The sequence below is a fragment of the Ahniella affigens genome (assembly GCF_003015185.1).
Classification (GTDB): domain Bacteria; phylum Pseudomonadota; class Gammaproteobacteria; order Xanthomonadales; family Ahniellaceae; genus Ahniella; species Ahniella affigens.
Window position 1 is genome coordinate 4,414,109 of record NZ_CP027860.1, and the last position, 17,045, is coordinate 4,431,153.

The 17,045-nt window shown below is 61.3% G+C and carries 14 protein-coding genes; 9 read left to right on the forward strand and 5 right to left on the reverse strand.

Annotated features, from left to right (window positions below; all coding sequences use genetic code 11):
• Positions 1 to 254: 254 nt before the first annotated feature.
• Genes C7S18_RS17070 through C7S18_RS17080 form a run of 3 tightly spaced genes read right to left on the reverse strand, consistent with a single transcriptional unit; the run spans position 255 to position 4,066 of the window.
• Positions 255 to 1,910, reverse strand: a complete 1,656-nt coding sequence (locus C7S18_RS17070; RefSeq protein ID WP_106892705.1) for a CRTAC1 family protein — start codon at positions 1,908 to 1,910, stop codon at positions 255 to 257.
• Positions 1,907 to 2,860: a hypothetical protein gene (locus tag C7S18_RS17075; RefSeq protein WP_106892706.1), complete on the reverse strand. Its 954-nt coding sequence runs from the start codon at positions 2,858 to 2,860 to the stop codon at positions 1,907 to 1,909. Before C7S18_RS17075 ends, C7S18_RS17070 begins: the two co-directional genes overlap by 4 nt.
• A 3-nt stretch (positions 2,861 to 2,863) precedes the next feature.
• Positions 2,864 to 4,066, reverse strand: a complete 1,203-nt coding sequence (locus tag C7S18_RS17080; RefSeq protein ID WP_146151973.1) for a tail fiber domain-containing protein — start codon at positions 4,064 to 4,066, stop codon at positions 2,864 to 2,866.
• Positions 4,067 to 4,336: 270 nt separating this feature from the next.
• Between C7S18_RS17080 and C7S18_RS17085 the strand changes: the two genes are divergently transcribed.
• The 9 genes from C7S18_RS17085 (at position 4,337) to C7S18_RS17120 (ending at position 14,869) form a co-directional block, all read left to right on the forward strand.
• Complete coding sequence (locus tag C7S18_RS17085) at positions 4,337 to 5,227, forward strand: alpha/beta fold hydrolase (RefSeq protein ID WP_106892708.1); 891 nt, start codon at positions 4,337 to 4,339, stop codon at positions 5,225 to 5,227.
• 419 nt (positions 5,228 to 5,646) lie between these two features.
• Positions 5,647 to 6,321, forward strand: a complete 675-nt coding sequence (locus tag C7S18_RS17090; protein WP_106892709.1) for an ABC transporter ATP-binding protein — start codon at positions 5,647 to 5,649, stop codon at positions 6,319 to 6,321.
• The gene (locus C7S18_RS17095) at positions 6,318 to 8,198 is read left to right on the forward strand and encodes an HlyD family secretion protein (RefSeq protein WP_106892710.1); all 1,881 of its coding nucleotides are present in this window, start codon (positions 6,318 to 6,320) and stop codon (positions 8,196 to 8,198) included. Before C7S18_RS17090 ends, C7S18_RS17095 begins: the two co-directional genes overlap by 4 nt.
• Positions 8,195 to 9,433 carry an efflux RND transporter periplasmic adaptor subunit gene (locus tag C7S18_RS17100; RefSeq protein WP_106892711.1) on the forward strand — a complete coding sequence of 413 codons (1,239 nt, stop codon included), beginning with the start codon at positions 8,195 to 8,197 and terminating at the stop codon, positions 9,431 to 9,433. Before C7S18_RS17095 ends, C7S18_RS17100 begins: the two co-directional genes overlap by 4 nt.
• Positions 9,430 to 10,668, forward strand: a complete 1,239-nt coding sequence (locus C7S18_RS17105) for an ABC transporter permease (protein WP_106892712.1) — start codon at positions 9,430 to 9,432, stop codon at positions 10,666 to 10,668. Before C7S18_RS17100 ends, C7S18_RS17105 begins: the two co-directional genes overlap by 4 nt.
• A gap of 61 nt (positions 10,669 to 10,729) precedes the next feature.
• Entirely contained in the window at positions 10,730 to 12,079 is a 1,350-nt protein-coding gene (locus C7S18_RS24550; RefSeq protein WP_170113320.1) for a hypothetical protein, read from the forward strand.
• Entirely contained in the window at positions 12,076 to 12,690 is a 615-nt protein-coding gene (locus C7S18_RS17110) for an acyl carrier protein phosphodiesterase (RefSeq protein ID WP_170113321.1), read from the forward strand. The genes C7S18_RS24550 and C7S18_RS17110 overlap by 4 nt, the downstream gene beginning before the upstream one ends.
• 144 nt (positions 12,691 to 12,834) lie before the next feature.
• Entirely contained in the window at positions 12,835 to 13,086 is a 252-nt protein-coding gene (locus C7S18_RS17115; protein WP_106892714.1) for an accessory factor UbiK family protein, read from the forward strand.
• A 283-nt stretch (positions 13,087 to 13,369) separates the two neighbouring features.
• Entirely contained in the window at positions 13,370 to 14,869 is a 1,500-nt protein-coding gene (locus C7S18_RS17120) for a YifB family Mg chelatase-like AAA ATPase (protein WP_106894075.1), read from the forward strand.
• A 473-nt stretch (positions 14,870 to 15,342) separates the two neighbouring features.
• Here the strand turns inward: C7S18_RS17120 and C7S18_RS17125 are convergent, their stop codons facing one another.
• Positions 15,343 to 16,170 (reverse strand): hypothetical protein, encoded by an 828-nt coding sequence (locus C7S18_RS17125; RefSeq protein WP_146151974.1) that lies wholly within the window; start codon positions 16,168 to 16,170, stop codon positions 15,343 to 15,345.
• A gap of 136 nt (positions 16,171 to 16,306) precedes the next feature.
• Positions 16,307 to 16,840: a hypothetical protein gene (locus C7S18_RS17130; protein ID WP_206207918.1), complete on the reverse strand. Its 534-nt coding sequence runs from the start codon at positions 16,838 to 16,840 to the stop codon at positions 16,307 to 16,309.
• Positions 16,841 to 17,045: the final 205 nt, after the last annotated feature.

A 17,045-nucleotide genomic window follows, 5' to 3' on the forward strand; every position in this document is an offset into this window, starting at 1 on the left:
CGACGCCAACATAGCAAGGCCCCTTGCGATGGCGTCAGACGCCAGGAATGCAGCCGCCAAAGTCGTTTTCACACAGCCTGGAAAGCTGGAATCCAAGTTCCGGGGCGATCTGTGTGCGAAAGTGAAGAGGGATGCCAGCTTTTGCTGGCATGACGCAGGAGGCAGGACCTCCGGTCCGGGCCATTTATTTTGATGCGCGAATCAGCCCAACGTCGCTGCAACCACAACACTGACAGCACGCGCCGACGCGGCACTCACTCGAATTCATCCACAAACAAATCACTCCCACTGCCTCGGGTCAACACGCGCAGGCGTGCCCCCGAAGCGGCGAACACTTCCGCCGCGCCGTCGGGCCAAACCACTTTGAGCCGACGTTGCACTTGCGCCGCCGTCCAGCCGAAATGCGCTTCGGCGGGATTACTGCCGAGGAACGTGCCGCCAGCTGCAATCACGCGCAGCTGCGTGCTGCCATCGGCGGCGTCTCGAACAATCCGCGCGCCAATCGCATCCGGGTTGCTACCGGACTGCTTGAGGCGGATCGTCTGGCCTTGACCCGCAAACGGCCCTTGATTCAGAAACAGTCGGCTGGTTCCTGCCGAGCCAAATAGGTTCTCGCCCGAGTTCTGCACGAACACATCGATATCGCCATCAGCATCAAAGTCGGTACACAACAAGCTGCGCCCTTGACCCGCGTCGGCCATACCGTCTGCGGCCGCGGATTCGACAAACGTGCCGTCGCCTTGATTGCGAAACAACCGGATGGTGTCCTGATGAAATTCGGCAGCCATCGCGCCGAAGAACCCGTTGGTATTCAAGAGATCCAGGTCGCCATCGAGATCGATATCTGCCGCACACGCGCCCCAGCCCCAGCCACCATCGCGCACGCCGGCAGTCTGCGACACTTCGGTCCAAGTCGCGCCATCGTTGCGGTACAGGCGGTTGCCACTGTGGCCCCAATTGCCATCGGGGTCTTCAGGACTCGTGGGTGTTGGATCGAACACGCTGGTGACAAACCAGTCGAGATCACCATCGTTGTCGAGGTCGGCGAGCGCACTGCCCATGCCATTTTCATCCGACGGCAAACCAACTGGCGCGACCGATGTGAACTGGGCGCTGCCATTGCCTTGAAGCATGCGCGACGTGCCGAAATCTGCAGCCCACAATAGATCCATTCCTGGCACCGCGTCGACATCAGCCAACGTGGCGGTGAAGGTGTGATCGGCACCGTGTTGAAGCGCCACACAGCAAGCGCTCGCGGTCACGTCCACGAACTGCCCCGCAGATGGCTGCAGCCAGATGTGCCCAGGCGAATTGCTGCCGAGACCGGTCAGGTCCATCGTCCAATGTGACTGCACCAAATCGAGCCGTTGGTCGGCATCCAGAAGCCCAGCACTGATGCCCCACGTGTCGCGCTGCACACTGGCAAACGGATTCGGAACTTGCCGCGTGAACCCGCCCACGCCGTTGTTGTTCCAGACTTCGGGTGGCGCACCCAGGGCACCAAGCAACAAGTCGAGGTCGTTGTCGCCATCCAGGTCGAACAAATACGCGCCGTTATGAATCGCGCCGCCAGGCAAATGGTCGGCAGATATTCCCGCATCAACTGGCATGAATTGCGCTTGCCCGTTGTTCTGCAGTACCACCGGCGGCAGAAAATCCGTGTTGGAGCCCGGTCGATACTGCCCGCCGCGCGTGACGATCAGATCGACGTCGCCATCGCCATCAATGTCGCCTGCAGCGGCCCCACCCGTCATCATCTGCTCACCGCGCCAAAAGCCGTCGGTGAAGCCATACGTCACGGCGGCACCACGGCTGGCAGCCAACTCGACGAACTGCGTGGCACCTGCAGTGCTACAGAACAGACCGAGGCCCATCCAGCACAACGCTCGGGTGCCGAGGCTGGTCTTCATTCGAAGCCGTCGGAGAACAGTTCCGGCAGGTTCACGCCGGAATCGCCAAACAGTGCATTTGCCCGCTTGAGCGCTTCCAGGTCACGGGCACCCGTTGTTAGATCGAAGCTCACCACCACCGGCAGTGTGGGCGTCGTGCCGGTGCGGTCACGCGCCAGGGCATACAGGCGATTCGCGCCCGCATCGATCATGGCCGGGCCGGCCAGCACAAAGCAGCAACCGGTATCCGTGGGCCCGAGGGGCCCCAAGGTTAGCGACGCGCCGGTGACCAGCAAGGCGACGTGTGTGCTCAGGTCTGAATCTTGATCGACCAGCGCGTAGAGCGAATTGGATTGCGGATGCTGGACCAACTCGCCAATACGATTCCCGGCAGGAACGGCAAGCGAGGTCTGCACGCCCGTGTTGGCATCGATGCTCTCCAGGCTCTGCACGGTGCCCACCTGCTTCAGCAGAAAGAAGCGGTCATCGCTTGGTCGAAATGCCGACACGCCCATCACAAACGGACCCGACAACGGGAGGCTCGTGCCGAACGCAGGCGACGACAGGCTGATCGGCGTGAGCACAGGTTGCTGGTCGGACTCTCGGATGCTGACGGCAAGCAGCCGGGCGGCGCCACTGGAATCAAGCTCCAGGTGCGTGATCCGATGCCCAGGCACCGACAAGAACGCGCTGTGATTGCCAGTCGTGCCGTAGTTCAGCAACCGGATCTGAGTGCCCCCGGCTTGTGGTACCGCAAAGTACAGCCGGTTGCTGGCTACATCAACGGCCACCGCATTGCCAGCAATGGTCACGGCTGGCCCTTCTACCCCAAGCGCGCCAACGTTGATGTTGCTGACTCGTTGACCGGTGCCATCGTCCGTCGGCCCATAGGTGAACACATCAGCAAGCGACCAACTCCCGATGCCTGCGAGCACGAGCCCACAGAGTAACCGCGATAGAAGCCGGTTCATGTCTCAGTCCTGCGTCAATTCGGCAAGCTTGGCTTCCAGCGCTCGCAGTCGACGCTCTTGCTCGGCGATCTGCTGATCGCGACGCTGCAACTCGGTATTGAGTTCTTTGACAGCGGCCAACGCGACACCGGCCATGTCTGAAAGCGAAATCGTACGTTCGTCTTGGCCGAGCCCAAACGCCTGATGAAATTCCTCAGCAACGGGGCCAACATGACGGTCGGTCTCGGGACGGCCAATGTAGTTCCATTCGCGGATCGGCAAGCCGGCCAGACGCTCCAGCACCGAACGACCATCGACATCCACAAAGCCCTCTTTGCTGGTTCGGCTGGACAACTGCGTGATCGCGCCGCGTGCCGTCACATTGCCGTCGCTGTCGACCTCGAAGCGAACCTGTTCGGTCGATGGGTAGGCGGTATTGCTCACGCGCAAGGAAGCATCCGGCGTGCCCACCAGGACGGTCTCACGAACATCCAGATTGGCCGTCGCGCCGGCCCCGGTGATGGCCACGCCAGCCGCGGAGATGTCAACGGCGGAGTTGGCCGCACCAGGCCGGATGCGGAACGGCAATCGTGATCCTGCGGTGACATCGCGGACGAAGAAGTTGGCTTCGTTACCGGCAACATCCCAGGTTTGTGCCGTGAAACCGCTGGCATTGGTCTGTTCGAGACGCATGCCTGGCGTGTTCCCAGTCGTTATCTGTAGATCCAGTGCCGGCGTTCCCGTGCGCAAGCCGATGCGGCCGTTGGGATCGATGAACAACGAATTGGTGGGCGCACCCGCCATCACGGTGAAGGGCGTTTTGGCACCGGTGATATCGTCAATCGAAAACCGGTTGGCGGCGTCTGAGGTTGTATCGTTGGCAGTCAACTGCCAGTCGTTGGCGGGAAAGTTGCCGGTGGACGTATCGTCGAACTTGATCCGCAGGTTGTTTTCCTTCAGGCGGATGGTGTCGAAGCCAAAGTCCTCGTTGTTGACACAATCAAAGCCAAAGCAACCGGAACCCTGAACGACTAGATCATCGGCGATGACATTGTCCTTGCTCGGCACATCGCGATCACTGCCAGCAGCCTGCAGCCCAGGCAAGGGCGCCAGCGCCTGTGCTTGGGGCTTCGGCTGCACGTGCTCGGCTCGACCATCCATTGTTTCGGCACCAGCGTGAGCCGAAAGCAGGGTCATCATCGACAGCATCAGACAAGTTCGTTTCATGGTGTGCTCCATCGCGTCTATGTCGGGCGCGCAAGGCGCCGCATTGGCAGGATTCGCCAGGCCGGGCAGTTGTGCAAGAAGATTCTGGCCCCGTTGACCCAGCCTTGTGCGCAGAATCCAATCCCATGGCCGCATTATGGTACGGATTGGCTTTTCTGGAACGATTTTTGCCCGGAGCCGGGGAAAATTCATGGTTCATCCACGATTGCGCCGGTGCTAGCCAGCCCCAAGTCGTAAGCCTGATAGACTAGGAGGTTTCTGGAACCCGCCATGAGCCTCCCTGGATTCGACTTTCAATCGCGCTATTTCACCCATGCCAATGGTCTGAAGCAGCACTACATTGATCAGGGCCAGGGCAGCCCGGTGCTGATGCTGCATGGCAATCCATCATGGAGCTACTACTACCGACGAATGATCGCCGGACTCAGCAAACGGCATCGCTGCATCGTGCCCGATCACATCGGTATGGGCTGGTCGGACAAACCTGACGACCACCACTACGCGTATCGCCTTCAGCAACGTGTGGCCGACCTGGACGCGCTGTGCGATCACTTGATCGCCAATGAAGGACTGCCAGATCGTGGCTGGACCCTGATTGTGCACGATTGGGGTGGCATGATTGGATTTGCGCACGCGGTCAAGCATCATGCCCGCTTCAGCAAGTTGGTGGTGCTGAACACCGGCGCGTTCCTGAATCCAAAACAGCTCGGCCTGCCGTTCACGCTGCGTCTGGGCCGTGATTCGTGGCTCGGCGCGTTCCTCATTCGTGGCTTCAACGCCTTTGCGCGCGGTGCTGTGCGGTATGGCACGCTTCGCAAGATGGACCCCGCCGAGAAGGCCGCCTTGTTGTCGCCTTACAATAGCTGGGCCAATCGCATCAGCACCGCACGTTTTGTCCAGGACATTCCGCTGCGCCCCGAAGACCCAGGCTATGCGTTGGTCAAAGAAACTGGCGAAAAACTCACCGTGTTTGCCAACACCCCAATGCAAATCCATTGGGGCCGCCATGACTTCGTCTTCGACGATGCCTTCCTGGCCGCCTTTCAACGCCACTTCCCGAATGCACTGACCCGCGTCTATGAAGACGCCGGGCACTATGTACTGGAAGATGCGCACGAGCGGATTGTGCCCGCGGTGACGGCTTTTTTGGGCGCCGACTAATCCGCGCAGAGCGCGAATACCACGGCGGTTGGCCATCGGCGACAATCCGACGGCGCTTGCCTCAAGACTTGGCACACCATCCAAAGGCAGCCCGAACGCGGAACTTTTCGCCGACCCAGCGCTCGAAGCCTTCTGCGTGGGCTGCCGTGCCGAAGATTGACCATCGGCGAGGCGGAACCCAGGCACCGGGTCGTTCGGCACTGGCTTGGCAACTTGGGATCGGGCGCAATCAGCACGTTTCTGTACCGAGCGACGTCCAAATGCGCCAATCGACGCGGGCGCTGAATTCGAACACGTTGCAAGCGAAACCTGCCGATTGCATGCGTTGATCGCATCGGCCACGCGACATCGCGTATTGCTGCAGTCGGGTTACGTGCACGGTGTCCGGGGCAGCAAGAGAACAATGAGACTGAGAGACGATGATCAATATTGAGGAAGTCGAGAAAACCTACCTGCAAGGGGGCAACACGATACGTGCTCTGGCAGGTGTCAGTCTCAAGATCGCCGCTGGCGAGCATGTCGCCATTCTGGGGCCGTCGGGCTCAGGCAAGTCGACCCTGCTGAACGTGCTCGGTGCGCTCGATCATCCCGACCGCGGCCACTACCGGTTCGAAGGTGAGGACATCAGCCGCTATACCGACGATCAAGCCTCCACGCTTCGGAACGAACGGATTGGATTTGTGTTCCAGAGCTTTCACCTGTTGCCGCGGCTCACCGTTCTGGAAAACGTGCTGCTGCCACTTCGCTATGCCCGGAAGACAGTACCGGATGCTGAGACGCGGGCTCGGAGCCTGCTCGAGCGCGTCGGCCTCGCCGACCGGATTGAGCACCGCCCTGGCGAATTGTCGGGCGGCCAGATGCAGCGCGTAGCGATTGCACGCGCATTGCTGATGCACCCGCCGCTGCTGCTTGCCGACGAGCCGACCGGCAACCTCGATTCCAAAAGTGCCACCGATGTGCTCGCGCTGCTCGACGAATTGAATCGCGACGGCCAGACGCTCGTGATCGTGACGCATGACGCGACCGTCGCCGAACGCGCTAAACGCCGAGTCTATTTACGCGATGGACTCATTGAACGGGAGGAGCACGCATGAATACTTGGCATTCGCTATTGATTGCCGGCATGGTGGCTGCGGCAAGCCTCAATGCCGCGGAGCGGCCGTTCTTTGCCACCGGCGTGATCATTGCGGAAGACGCGCAACCGGTGATCTGCCCACAATCCAACACGAATCCCGTGGTGCTCCGGACACTGGCCGCCGACGGCCAGTCCGTCAAAAAAGGCGACGTGGTGCTGCGGATCGATGCTGGCAGCTCCGCGCAGCAGGCCGAACAACTGCGCACGCAGATAGAGCAGGCGCGGGCGCGCACGAACAAAGAGATTGCCGATCTCGAAGTCAAGTCAATCGATGCCGAGACGGCATGGGTGCAAGGTGATGCGCTCTATCGGAAGGCTAAAATCGACGGGGCCATTCCGCGAGAGCAATTGAGTGCGCTGGATGCCGATCGCTACGCCGGCGAGTTGGCGCGCACCGAACGCAATCTGGTGCAGTTGGAGAAGGCCTGGAATGAAGCCAAGGCAGCAGTCGCCAGAAAGCGCGAAGACGCCCGCTTGGAAATTCAGAAGCTCGAAGTCCAGCGCGTGGTCGCCGAGGCGCAGTTGCAGAGCGTTGAGGTCAAGGCTGAACGGGACGGCGTGTTCATTGCGGGATTCCATCCCTGGCACGGCCGTCGTTTCGTTACGGGTGAAAGTGCGCAATCCGGCTTTATTGTTGGTGAGATTGTGACGCCCGGAAACCTCGGCATTCGCGCCTACGCGCTTGAGTCTGATCGTGTCGGGTTCAGCGTCGACAAGCCTGTGCAACTCCGCATTGATGCATTCCCTGACGCACAATTCCAGAGTCGCATCGTGCGCATTGCCGGGGCACCCGAACAGCGCAAAGCGTGGGGTGACGGTCGCTACTACACGATGGTTGTGGCACTACCTGACGGCATCGATTTGCCCTTGAAACCCGGGATGAGCGCACTGATCGCGCCCGCGACGCAAACGATCCCCGCCGCGGTCGATCAATCGGCAAGCCGGGAGCCACTTGTTCTGCAAGGTGAGATCGAAGCCGCCGAAAGCCAAAGCGTTGCCCCGCCGATGATTCCGAATACCTGGAACTTCAATATTGTGATGCTGACCCCCGAAGGCACCATGGTGCAGCCGGGCATGCCGATTGCCAAGTTCGACACAGCCGAACTCGGGCCGTCGCTCGCTGAGAAGAACGCCCAGCTCAATGAAAAGCAGAAGATGATCGAAAAACTGACGCTCGACCACGCCGAAGCAGCAAAGCAGGCCGATTTGACCGTGTCTGAAGCTGAGGCCAAAGTTGAAAAGACTGCCCGCAAAGCCAGTCAACCGGAATCGCTCATCCGCCGCGTGGACTATTCGAAATTTGTGATTGAACGCGAGGAGGCGAAGACGCTGTTCAAGATCGCGGCGCAAAAGCGCGCTGCGCTTGCCCGCGCGCGGCTAGCTGAAATGGCGTTGACTCGCGCCGAAGCGGGCCAGCTGCAGGCGGAAATCACGGCGCTCAGTGAAGGCCAGCAGAACCTCACCGTCGCAGCCGCCCGTGCCGGCATGGTCATTCATCAGACTGGTTGGAATGGCGATCGGTTTGTTACCGGCTCACAAGTATTTGTGGGCCAATCTGTGGCAACGGTTGCCGATACCAGCACCCTGCGGGTGCGTGCCCAAGTGCCTGAGGCGAAATCGCTGCAAGTCAAAGCTGGACAGGCCGCTCGAATCGAATTGAGCGGCAGTACGGTGCAGCTCTCTGGCACGATTAGCGAAGTCGGCCGGGCCTACCGTGCGAAATCCAACAATGAGCCGATCAACGTGCTCGACGTGATGGTGACGCTCGATAAGCCAAATGAAAAACTGAAACCCGGTGCCAGCGTGCGGGTATTCCTGGCGGAGCGCAAAGCATGATTCGCCCGATTCTGATGACCACCTTGTGCTGCGCGTTACTCTCGGCATGCGGAGCCAGCGAAGAGGCTGCACTCACCGAAACGATCATCGAACGTCCTTGGCGCGAGACCTTGGTGGCGACCGGAGAAATCAAGGCCGTCGAGCGCACCGTGCTGAAGGTACCCGGCACCAATTGGGAACAGCGACGGATCATCTGGATGGTTCCCGATGGTTCGCGTGTCAAGCAGGGTGAGGTGCTGGTGCGCTTTGATGCCCCGGATGCGCAGATCAAGTTTGACCAGTCCAGTCTGGAGTTGCTCCGTACCGCACTGAAACAGGCGGAAACCAAGGCGAGCGCGGACGTGGCCCAAGCGGGGTTGCAAACGGAACTTGCGCAAGTCGATACCGATTTGACGATCTCCAATCGCTACGCGAATGCCGATGTGGGAGCGTTCGCCCGCAATCAGATCCTCGATGCGGTCCAGGATCTCGATTTCTTGAAGGACAAGCGCGGCTATTTGGGCTGGCGTGAGGATCAGACCTCGGTGCGCAACCAGAATGCCGAGGCACTTCTCGACGCGCAGGGAAAAAGTGTACGCACCCAGGTCGATCGCGCGAAACAGTCTTTGTCTGAGCTCGACGTGACGGCACCAAACGATGGCGTTTTCAAATTGCAGACCAACTGGGATGGTAGCAAGTCGCAAGTCGGCAGCTCGCTTTGGGCGAGCGAGGACTTTGCAGAGATCCCGAATGAGTCTGCCATGTTGGTCACCTTCAGCGTGCCGCAAGCACTGGCTTCTGGAATGGCGGTCGGCATGGCAGTTGAGGCGCGGTTTGCAGGCATCAACGAAACGATTCCTCTGAAGCTCTCGCGCGTTGGCGCCAATGCGAGCACTCGTGATCGGCGCTCACCGGTGAAGTTCGTCGACCTGGATGCCGCGATCCCGGAAGCGGTAGTTAAACAACACGGACTCGCCGCCGGACAAGCCGTGCGCGCCGAGATCGTGCTCGTGGACGAGGCAAAGGCACTTTCGGTCCCGAATTTGGCCTTGGAGCAGAAAGGTGAGCAATTCTTTGTGAGGTTGGCAGGACAAACAGATCAACCCGTGCCCGTGGAAGTAGGCCGGCGCGCGCAGGCGCGAAGCGAAATCAAATCAGGAATTGCGGCTGGCGCTGTCGTTTTGTTGACTGATGTCCTAGAAACGAAGCCCGAGCCCGACGCCCCTGCCGCCGAAAAGAAGGACAAGCGCGCATGAACATGGCACTGCTGAAGGAAGCTGCACAGGAACTCGGACGGCGGAAACTGCGGACGCTGCTAACCTTGCTCGGCATGATTTTTGGCGTTGGCGCCATTGTCGCCATGCTCGCTGTTGGCGAGGGAAGCAAGCGGGAAGCCCTGAAGATGGTCGCGGAGCTTGGCTTGAACAACATCCTGGTTCGTGCCAAGGATATTGATCAAGACACCCTGAAAGATCTTCGCAATCGGAGCCTTGGCTTGACGTTGGCTGATGCGCAAGCGGCCAGCTTGGTCGTGCCGGGGGCGCAGTCGGTATCGGTCTACAAAACGGTGCTGCTGAATCAACTGACTGCTGGCAGTCGAGTCCGCGCCGATGCGGAACTGCTCGGCGTCTCAACCACCTATCTGGAACACGCGGGTCTGAGCTTGGCCGATGGCCGATGGCTGACTGACGAGGATCAACTGAACCAGGCACCAGTCGTCGTCCTGGGCGCCAAGTTGGCAGACGAGCTGTTTCCGAACGGCCAGGCAGTGGGGCAAGCACTGAAGGCCAATCACGTCTGGTTGCAAGTGGTCGGCGTGACTGCCCATCGCGACCTCGGCAAAAATGAGTTCGAGGGCGTCAAATTGGGGCTCGACGCCGAGCGCTTGTTCACACCGATTGAATCGGCGCTGCAACGCTTTAAGCTACAGCCGATGGACGATCAGATCGATCAGATCAGCCTGCAATTGGGCGAAGGCCAAGCACCCGAGGCTGCCGCAAGAGTGCTGCAGCAGTTGATATCGGACCGCCACGCCGAGGCCGATGATTACACGCTGATTGTTCCCGCAGGCCTTTACCGGCAGCAACAGCAGACGCAGCGCATCTTCACGATTGTGATGAGCTCGATTGCGGCGATCTCGCTGATTGTCGGCGGTATCGGGATCATGAACATCATGCTGGCCAACGTGCTGGAGCGTAAGCGCGAGATCGGCCTGAAGCGTGCTATTGGTGCGCGCCGTCAGGACGTGATTGATCAGTTTCTCGCGGAGTCGCTCGTGATCTCGGTCACTGGAGCACTCGCGGGGCTGCTGTTTGGCATCCTGGTGGCCTACGTGATCGCATTCCTGGCTGGCTGGACGGTGGCTTGGTCGCCGATTCTGACGTTGCTCGCCGTAGCGGTCTGTATCGCGGTCGGCGTTGCTTTTGGCGTCTACCCGGCACGTCGGGCTGCGGCTCTCGACCCGATCTCGGCACTACGCACGGATGGCTAATTGGGCGCGCGTGCCGGGCCCGGTTCCGGCACAATGGCGGTTGGATTAAGTCGCTGCCCGCATGCCTTCAAGACGCCGCTGGTTCCGCTATTTCAGCCTCACCGTGTCCGTGGCGGTGTTGCTGTTCGCTGCCGCTCGTGTATTTGAGTGGGCACCGCGTTCAGAACCAGTGTCGGCGACCCGCCTAGAGGCCTGGACGGCGCCGCCGCCAGAGCAAGGAAACGCATTTCCGGCGTTCTGGTTTGCGGGCTTTGATGTCCCCGAATCGACCCGCGCCGCCCGCCTCTTGGCTGACGCTGATCGGGCGACGAGCCTCGCAGCGCAAGGCCAAACGTTGGACGGACCCGACAATGCCGGCTCGGACGGAGCACTTCGTGCACTGCCATTACTGGATACCGAAGTGGCCTGTGCCTTTCCGGAAATGGAATGCATCGCGAAAGCGCGCACGCTGCGCCTGCCGCTTCGGGCAGAACTGAATCGGCAACGCAAAGCAGTGGACGCCGCCGACTCGCTGTTGCAGGCTGATACCGTCGCGGCACCCAGTCCTGGCTACCTGGCTCTGGGACTACGGCAATGGCCGGGCGGCGCCGCGATGCTCAATCAGATTGCCTGGGATTTTGCCGTGACCGATCCGGCCGCCGCCGAGCAGACCTTGTGCCGGCACGTGCAGCATTGGCGCAAGCTTCGGCAGGCGACGCCGCATGCCAGCGTGCGTGGCATGGCCAACACCATGATTGGACACGCCATCAGTCTGTTTGCCGAGATGCGCTCAGAACAGTCTGACGACGCACCGGTGACCGATGACTGCCGCTTGGCGTTCCAGATTCAAACTCCGGCGGAACTCAATCTGTGCCAAATCGCCGGTGGCGAGTGGCGTGTGATGGACGCCTGGCTCCGCAGTGCCAACAACTCTGCCATCACCGGTAGCCTTGCAACCCGCGCGCGCCTGCTGTGGCAACGCGGCGCCATTCAGCCCGAACATGCCTCAGCCCGGCTGGCCCGGCACTTCGAACGTACGCTGTGCGAGCGGCCGCCGGCTGCGTTGCCGGACTCGCCGTTGCAGTGCAACCTCCTCGAGCGCGCGGTGGACCCGGATGGCTGCGCCTTGATTACACAGGCGTCGACGCTGTCTGAGCGCCTATTTGCCGGCGAGGTCAATCTGGACTGGCAACTCCGGATATTGGACATCGCACTCGGCTGGTCGAAGGATGCCAACGAAGCCGAGCGCGAAACCCGCATTCGCGAGGTACTGTCGGCAGCACGGATGCCGCCGGAAACACTCGGATTCGACCTCGATCGGCGGACAATCGGCGTGCAGTGGCTGGGCGACCCGAATGGCCGCCGCTGGGAAATCTTCCTGCCTGGGACCTATGCCCCGAACCCGGCTGCCGCGGCAACACCGACTCCGTGAATCACCTGGCGCACTTCTGGCTGGCTGACGACGACCCGTTGCATCGGCTCGGCGTGGCGCTCGGCGATTTCTGGCGTGGCGGGATTCCGCCGCACTGGCCTGAGCGACTTCGGGACGGCTTGGCCTGGCATCGCGAAGTGGATCGACTGACCGATTCGCACCCGGAAAGCGTGCGCGTGCGCCAACTGTTCCAGGCCCCGCATCGACGTTTCGCGCCAATCCTTCTGGACCTGTGGTGCGATCACTGGCTCGCCCGGGAGCTCGCCGCCGACGACGATCTGCGGCTCGGCGCACTGAGCCGCGACTATTTGGCCAGCCTTGGCACTGCAATTGCCGAGATGACCGGCCAGTTGGTCTGGCCCGATCATTTTGAGCGCTTTGTCGCCTGGCTCGGGCAGGACGCAGTGCTGCCCGGCTACCGGCATCCGACCGGTATTCAACAGGCCCTGCGCGGCATCAGCCGACGCTTGTCGCGCACGAACCCCGTCGCGGACAGTTGGCCGTTACTGGTGCAACACCAGGCGGAACTTGATGAACTCGCGAGAATTTTGCTGTTTGACCTGCGTCAACATAGACAAGCCGGAACTCATGCGAGGATCAAACTGGTGTGAAGTCCGTCTGGCAGCCTGCGGGCAATCCGGTCGGCCCGCCACAAACCGCGGACCTAAGAAATTTCTTAGGTCATAATCAGATTTTTACTGAAGCTAAATTCAACTTGTTTTGCCAAGCTGTACCGGCACTGAGGAACGCCTGACATGATCAACATTCGCGCCATTGACGAACTTGCAGAACGACTGGCCACGGTCGTCCCGCCCGGTTTGGAAGCGGCCAAGGACGATCTGACCAAGACTTTTCGTGCGGTTTTGACCAGCAACCTGGACAAGTTGAACCTGGTACCGCGCGACGAGTTCGATGTGCAGCGGCTCGTGCTTCTTCGCACACGCGAGAAGCTCGAATCACTGGAGCGTCGTTTGGCAGAGCTTGAGGGGCGGCTGGGCAAGAGCTGAGTTTAACTCGGCGACTCCCATCCTTCCTTGACCCTGGTCCCCTTCGTGGGCGCCAACCAGGGTGGGATGAGCGATCATCAAAGCATTCTGATGTCTGGTTCGAGCCCAGCCTGACCCTTCGTGAGCGGGGTCCAGGTCGAATCGGCGGAGTCGTTGCGGGTGGTTTCAGGCCTGAAGGATCAGACCTGCCCCCGGGTGACGGCGACCTCGGCATATTCCCACGGCCGCCCCAACTCCCCCGGGGCGGCCGATTTTTTGACAGATGGATCTGTTTTGGGTCGCCATGAGTCTTGCTACGGTCCTGTCCCGGGCACCGATGGGCGTTGATGCGCCCGAGGTGACGGTTGAAGTCAATCTTTCCGGTGGCATGCCGGGCTTTTCGATTGTGGGGCTGCCCGAAGCCGCCGTGCGCGAAAGCCGCGACCGGGTGCGCGCTGCGCTCGTCAATGCACAGTTCGAGTTTCCACAACGGCACATCACCGTCAGCCTCGCGCCCGCCGATCTGCCGAAAGAAGGCAGCCGGTTTGATCTGGCGATTGCGCTCGGCATTCTGATTGCTTCAAGGCAACTGCCGGCGCGGGCGCTGGACGATTACGAATGCTATGGCGAGCTTGGCTTGTCTGGGCGACTGCGCGCCGTCTCGGCCTTGTTGCCGGCTCTGATCCAAACAGGCCAATGCCGGCGACGGGCCATCATCCCGGCCGCCAATCAAGACGATGCCGACTTGCTCCCCGAAGTACCGATCCAGACTGCTGCGCATCTTCTTGATATTTGCTCGGCGCTCAGCGGCCGTGGCCAATGGCCTGAACGTCCGCCTGCGCCAATCGAAACGCCGCCCGCCTTGCCGGATCTCGGCGATGTCCGCGGGCAGGCATTGGCCCGGCGCGCGCTGGAAATTGCCGCTGCGGGTCAACACAACCTATTGATGATCGGGCCGCCCGGCACCGGCAAGACCATGCTGGCCACGCGCTTGCCCGGCATCTTGCCGCCCATCATGCGGGACGAAGCGCTGGAGGTCGCCAGCATTGCGTCTTTGGCCGGGCTCGAATTGGGGTCTGTTCTGAACACCCGCCCGTTCCGTGCCCCGCATCACTCTGCGAGTGCCGTGGCGCTCGTTGGCGGCGGGTCGGTGCCACGTCCTGGCGAAGTGTCTTTGGCGCACCGCGGGGTGCTGTTCTTAGACGAGTTGCCGGAGTTCGACCGACGCGTTCTGGAAGTCCTGCGCGAGCCCCTGGAGTCCGGCAAGATCCTGATTTCGCGCGCGGCCCGGCAAGCTGAGTTTCCGGCCCGATTTCAGTTGGTCGCTGCGATGAACCCCTGCCCCTGTGGTTACGCAGGCGATCCGTCCGGTCGATGCCGGTGCAGCCCGGATGCCGTGTTGCGCTATCGGGCGCGCGTCTCGGGTCCGCTGCTCGATCGCATCGACTTGCACGTCGAAGTGCCCCGCGTCCCCGCCGAGCAGCTTCGCGCAGCCCAAGCAGCGGAGGCCAGTCAACCCGTTCGGCAACGCGTCATCGCGTGCCGCTCGCACCAGCTGCAGCGCCAAGGAGTCAGCAATGCCGAGCTGCAAGGTCAGGCCCTGAACCGACACGCCAGCTTGGCCGGCGCTGAACTGCGGCTCCTGGATCAAGCCGTGGAGCGACTCGGACTGTCAGCGCGCGCGCATCAGCGGATCTTGCGCGTGGCGCGGACGATTGCCGACCTTGCAGAATCGGAACACATAATCGCCGCACACCTGCTGGAAGCCATCAATTACCGCAAGTTGGACCGGCATGCGGTCTGAGGCAACGCAGATTCGATTCGGCCGCGGCCAAATCGCGCGATGGCCTTGATGCGTGTTGGCAATGCTGGGTTCAAGGTCGACTCCTTTTCTCATCAAACACGCCGTAACCCATTGGTTTTGCGAACCAATAGATTGCAGGCACTGACAATTCTGACCGCAAGTAACCCCCTCTCCAAGCCCTCCCCCGCGATCGCGGGGGAGGGAGCGCTCCCTCTCCCACGCGAGTGGGAGAGGGCTGGGGAGAGGGCTGGGGAGAGGGCTACTTGCCGCACTGCGCCGTCGCAAGAATCGCGCACCGTCGCTGATAGTTTGAGGCGCGAAAAAGCGCACCAAAGGGGCGGCTGGACTCCCGCGAGCGCGGGAAAGGGCTTGGGGAGCGGGCTACTTGCCACACTGCGCCGTCGTAAGAATCGCGCATTATCAACGACAGTTTGATACGCGAATAAGCGCACCATCGGTGCGACCACCCCTCCTTATGGCGCTCCGCGCTCGCTTGCGCGCATCTCGCCCGGACAAACCGACACCAGCGGTTGGCTGGACGCCGCAGCAAGAGCAGCGCGATCGACGCTGCTGGCGGCATCGCCAAACCGAATTCGGACGTTGTAGTTTTCGCCGTCCAAATCGCGCAGATTGCTGAGCCCCAGGTACTGAAGCAGACGCCCGTCGGTCCGCCGGTAGGTCGCATCGATGTGCGGCGCGAGAAATCCCCACCAGGCGCCGAGTGACAATCGGACCGTGATCAGAGCTGGATCGCCCGAATCGAGCGGGCGCACCTTGAATGCGATGGGCTTTTGGGTGGAGGGCACCAGAAACCGAATTGGCAATCCCTCGCCGCTCAGCAAGACTTGCCAATGCTCCTGCAGAAATCGATCGAAACCCGCATCGGCAATCAGCGGCGGCTCGCTTGGCGAACCCGGCACTTCGGCCTCGGTCAAAGGGCTTTCGCGATTGCGTCGGACAAAGACCATCCGGTTGCTGCCTGCCGTTCTGAGGCCTTCTTCATAACCGCTCCGGGCATCGCGAAGGTGAAAGTCAGGCGCCAACGGATGCACCCGGTAGTCCACTGTTTTGCTGGCAAATGCCTCACCACTGGGGCAACGATACTGAACGAAGCGCTGCACCAGGGTGTCGCCCTGCCACGTCAACCAATGCGCTTCCTGATACAGCAGCGCACCCGTGTCAGCCGCAAACGCCTGGCTCTGATCAAGCTCGAAGCGTGCAGCCGAAGTCGCCCCATGCACCGTGTGGGCGGACACCATCAAAGCCATGGCGAGTCGTAGCGGGCGGGAGCAGATGTGCATGGCCGCAATCTGCCCAACTGGTTGTGATGGATTGGCGATGAGCGCCTGAACTGCTTGTGATTGATACACGGCAGCGCATCCGAGGATGCTCCGGATGCGCCACCTGAACGCCTTCACATCGCGCGTTTGCCAAGGCTTAAGGCAGGCGCATCACCATGCCGGGCACGGGGGCCTCGGTCCCAGGTGGCAGCGCAACCGGCGCCGGTTCGCCAGCTGGTCCGAGCGCGCGCGCGTAGTGGTAGATCGCCCGCAAATCGTCGTCGTTCATCGCGCGAACGTTGAACCACGGCATTGGCGGTCGCGCCTCAAACCGGCGGGCGTGCTGCAGCCAGCTCGACTCATCCATGTTATGGAAGAACAGGCGCAGATTGCTCGCGTACGTCGTGCCCCAAGGGCCTGACCACGCAAACGCATCGCCCTTCAACCACTCCGACTCGGGCACGTGCCCATTGTTCGAGAGGTAACCCGGCGTGTGGCAATCGTTACAGCCGGATATCTGCACGAGATAGCGACCGCGGGCAACCAGCGCGGCTTCGTCGATGGCCGCTTGGCTCGGCGGTGCCGAGCGCACTGGCGCGATCCCTCCGGCCATGCTCGCCTGCACAATCAGTCCACCACCCGCCACCAACAGCGCGCCCATCACGATCACGATCCATTCCTTGCGATTCATCGTCTGCTCCTTCAGTGAGTTCGACCCGAGGCTCAAGTGCGCCAGAAACTGTTGACGCAATCAGGTCGTTGCCATGCCGAAAACGCAAGCGCACGGCGAATCGTGTCATTGCCAGTCAGCTGCCCGTCGATTCATGACTCATGGCAGGGGCTGACAGGTTTTGCATCGGCATGTCGTCAAGGCCGAAGCAACTACCTGGAGCGAC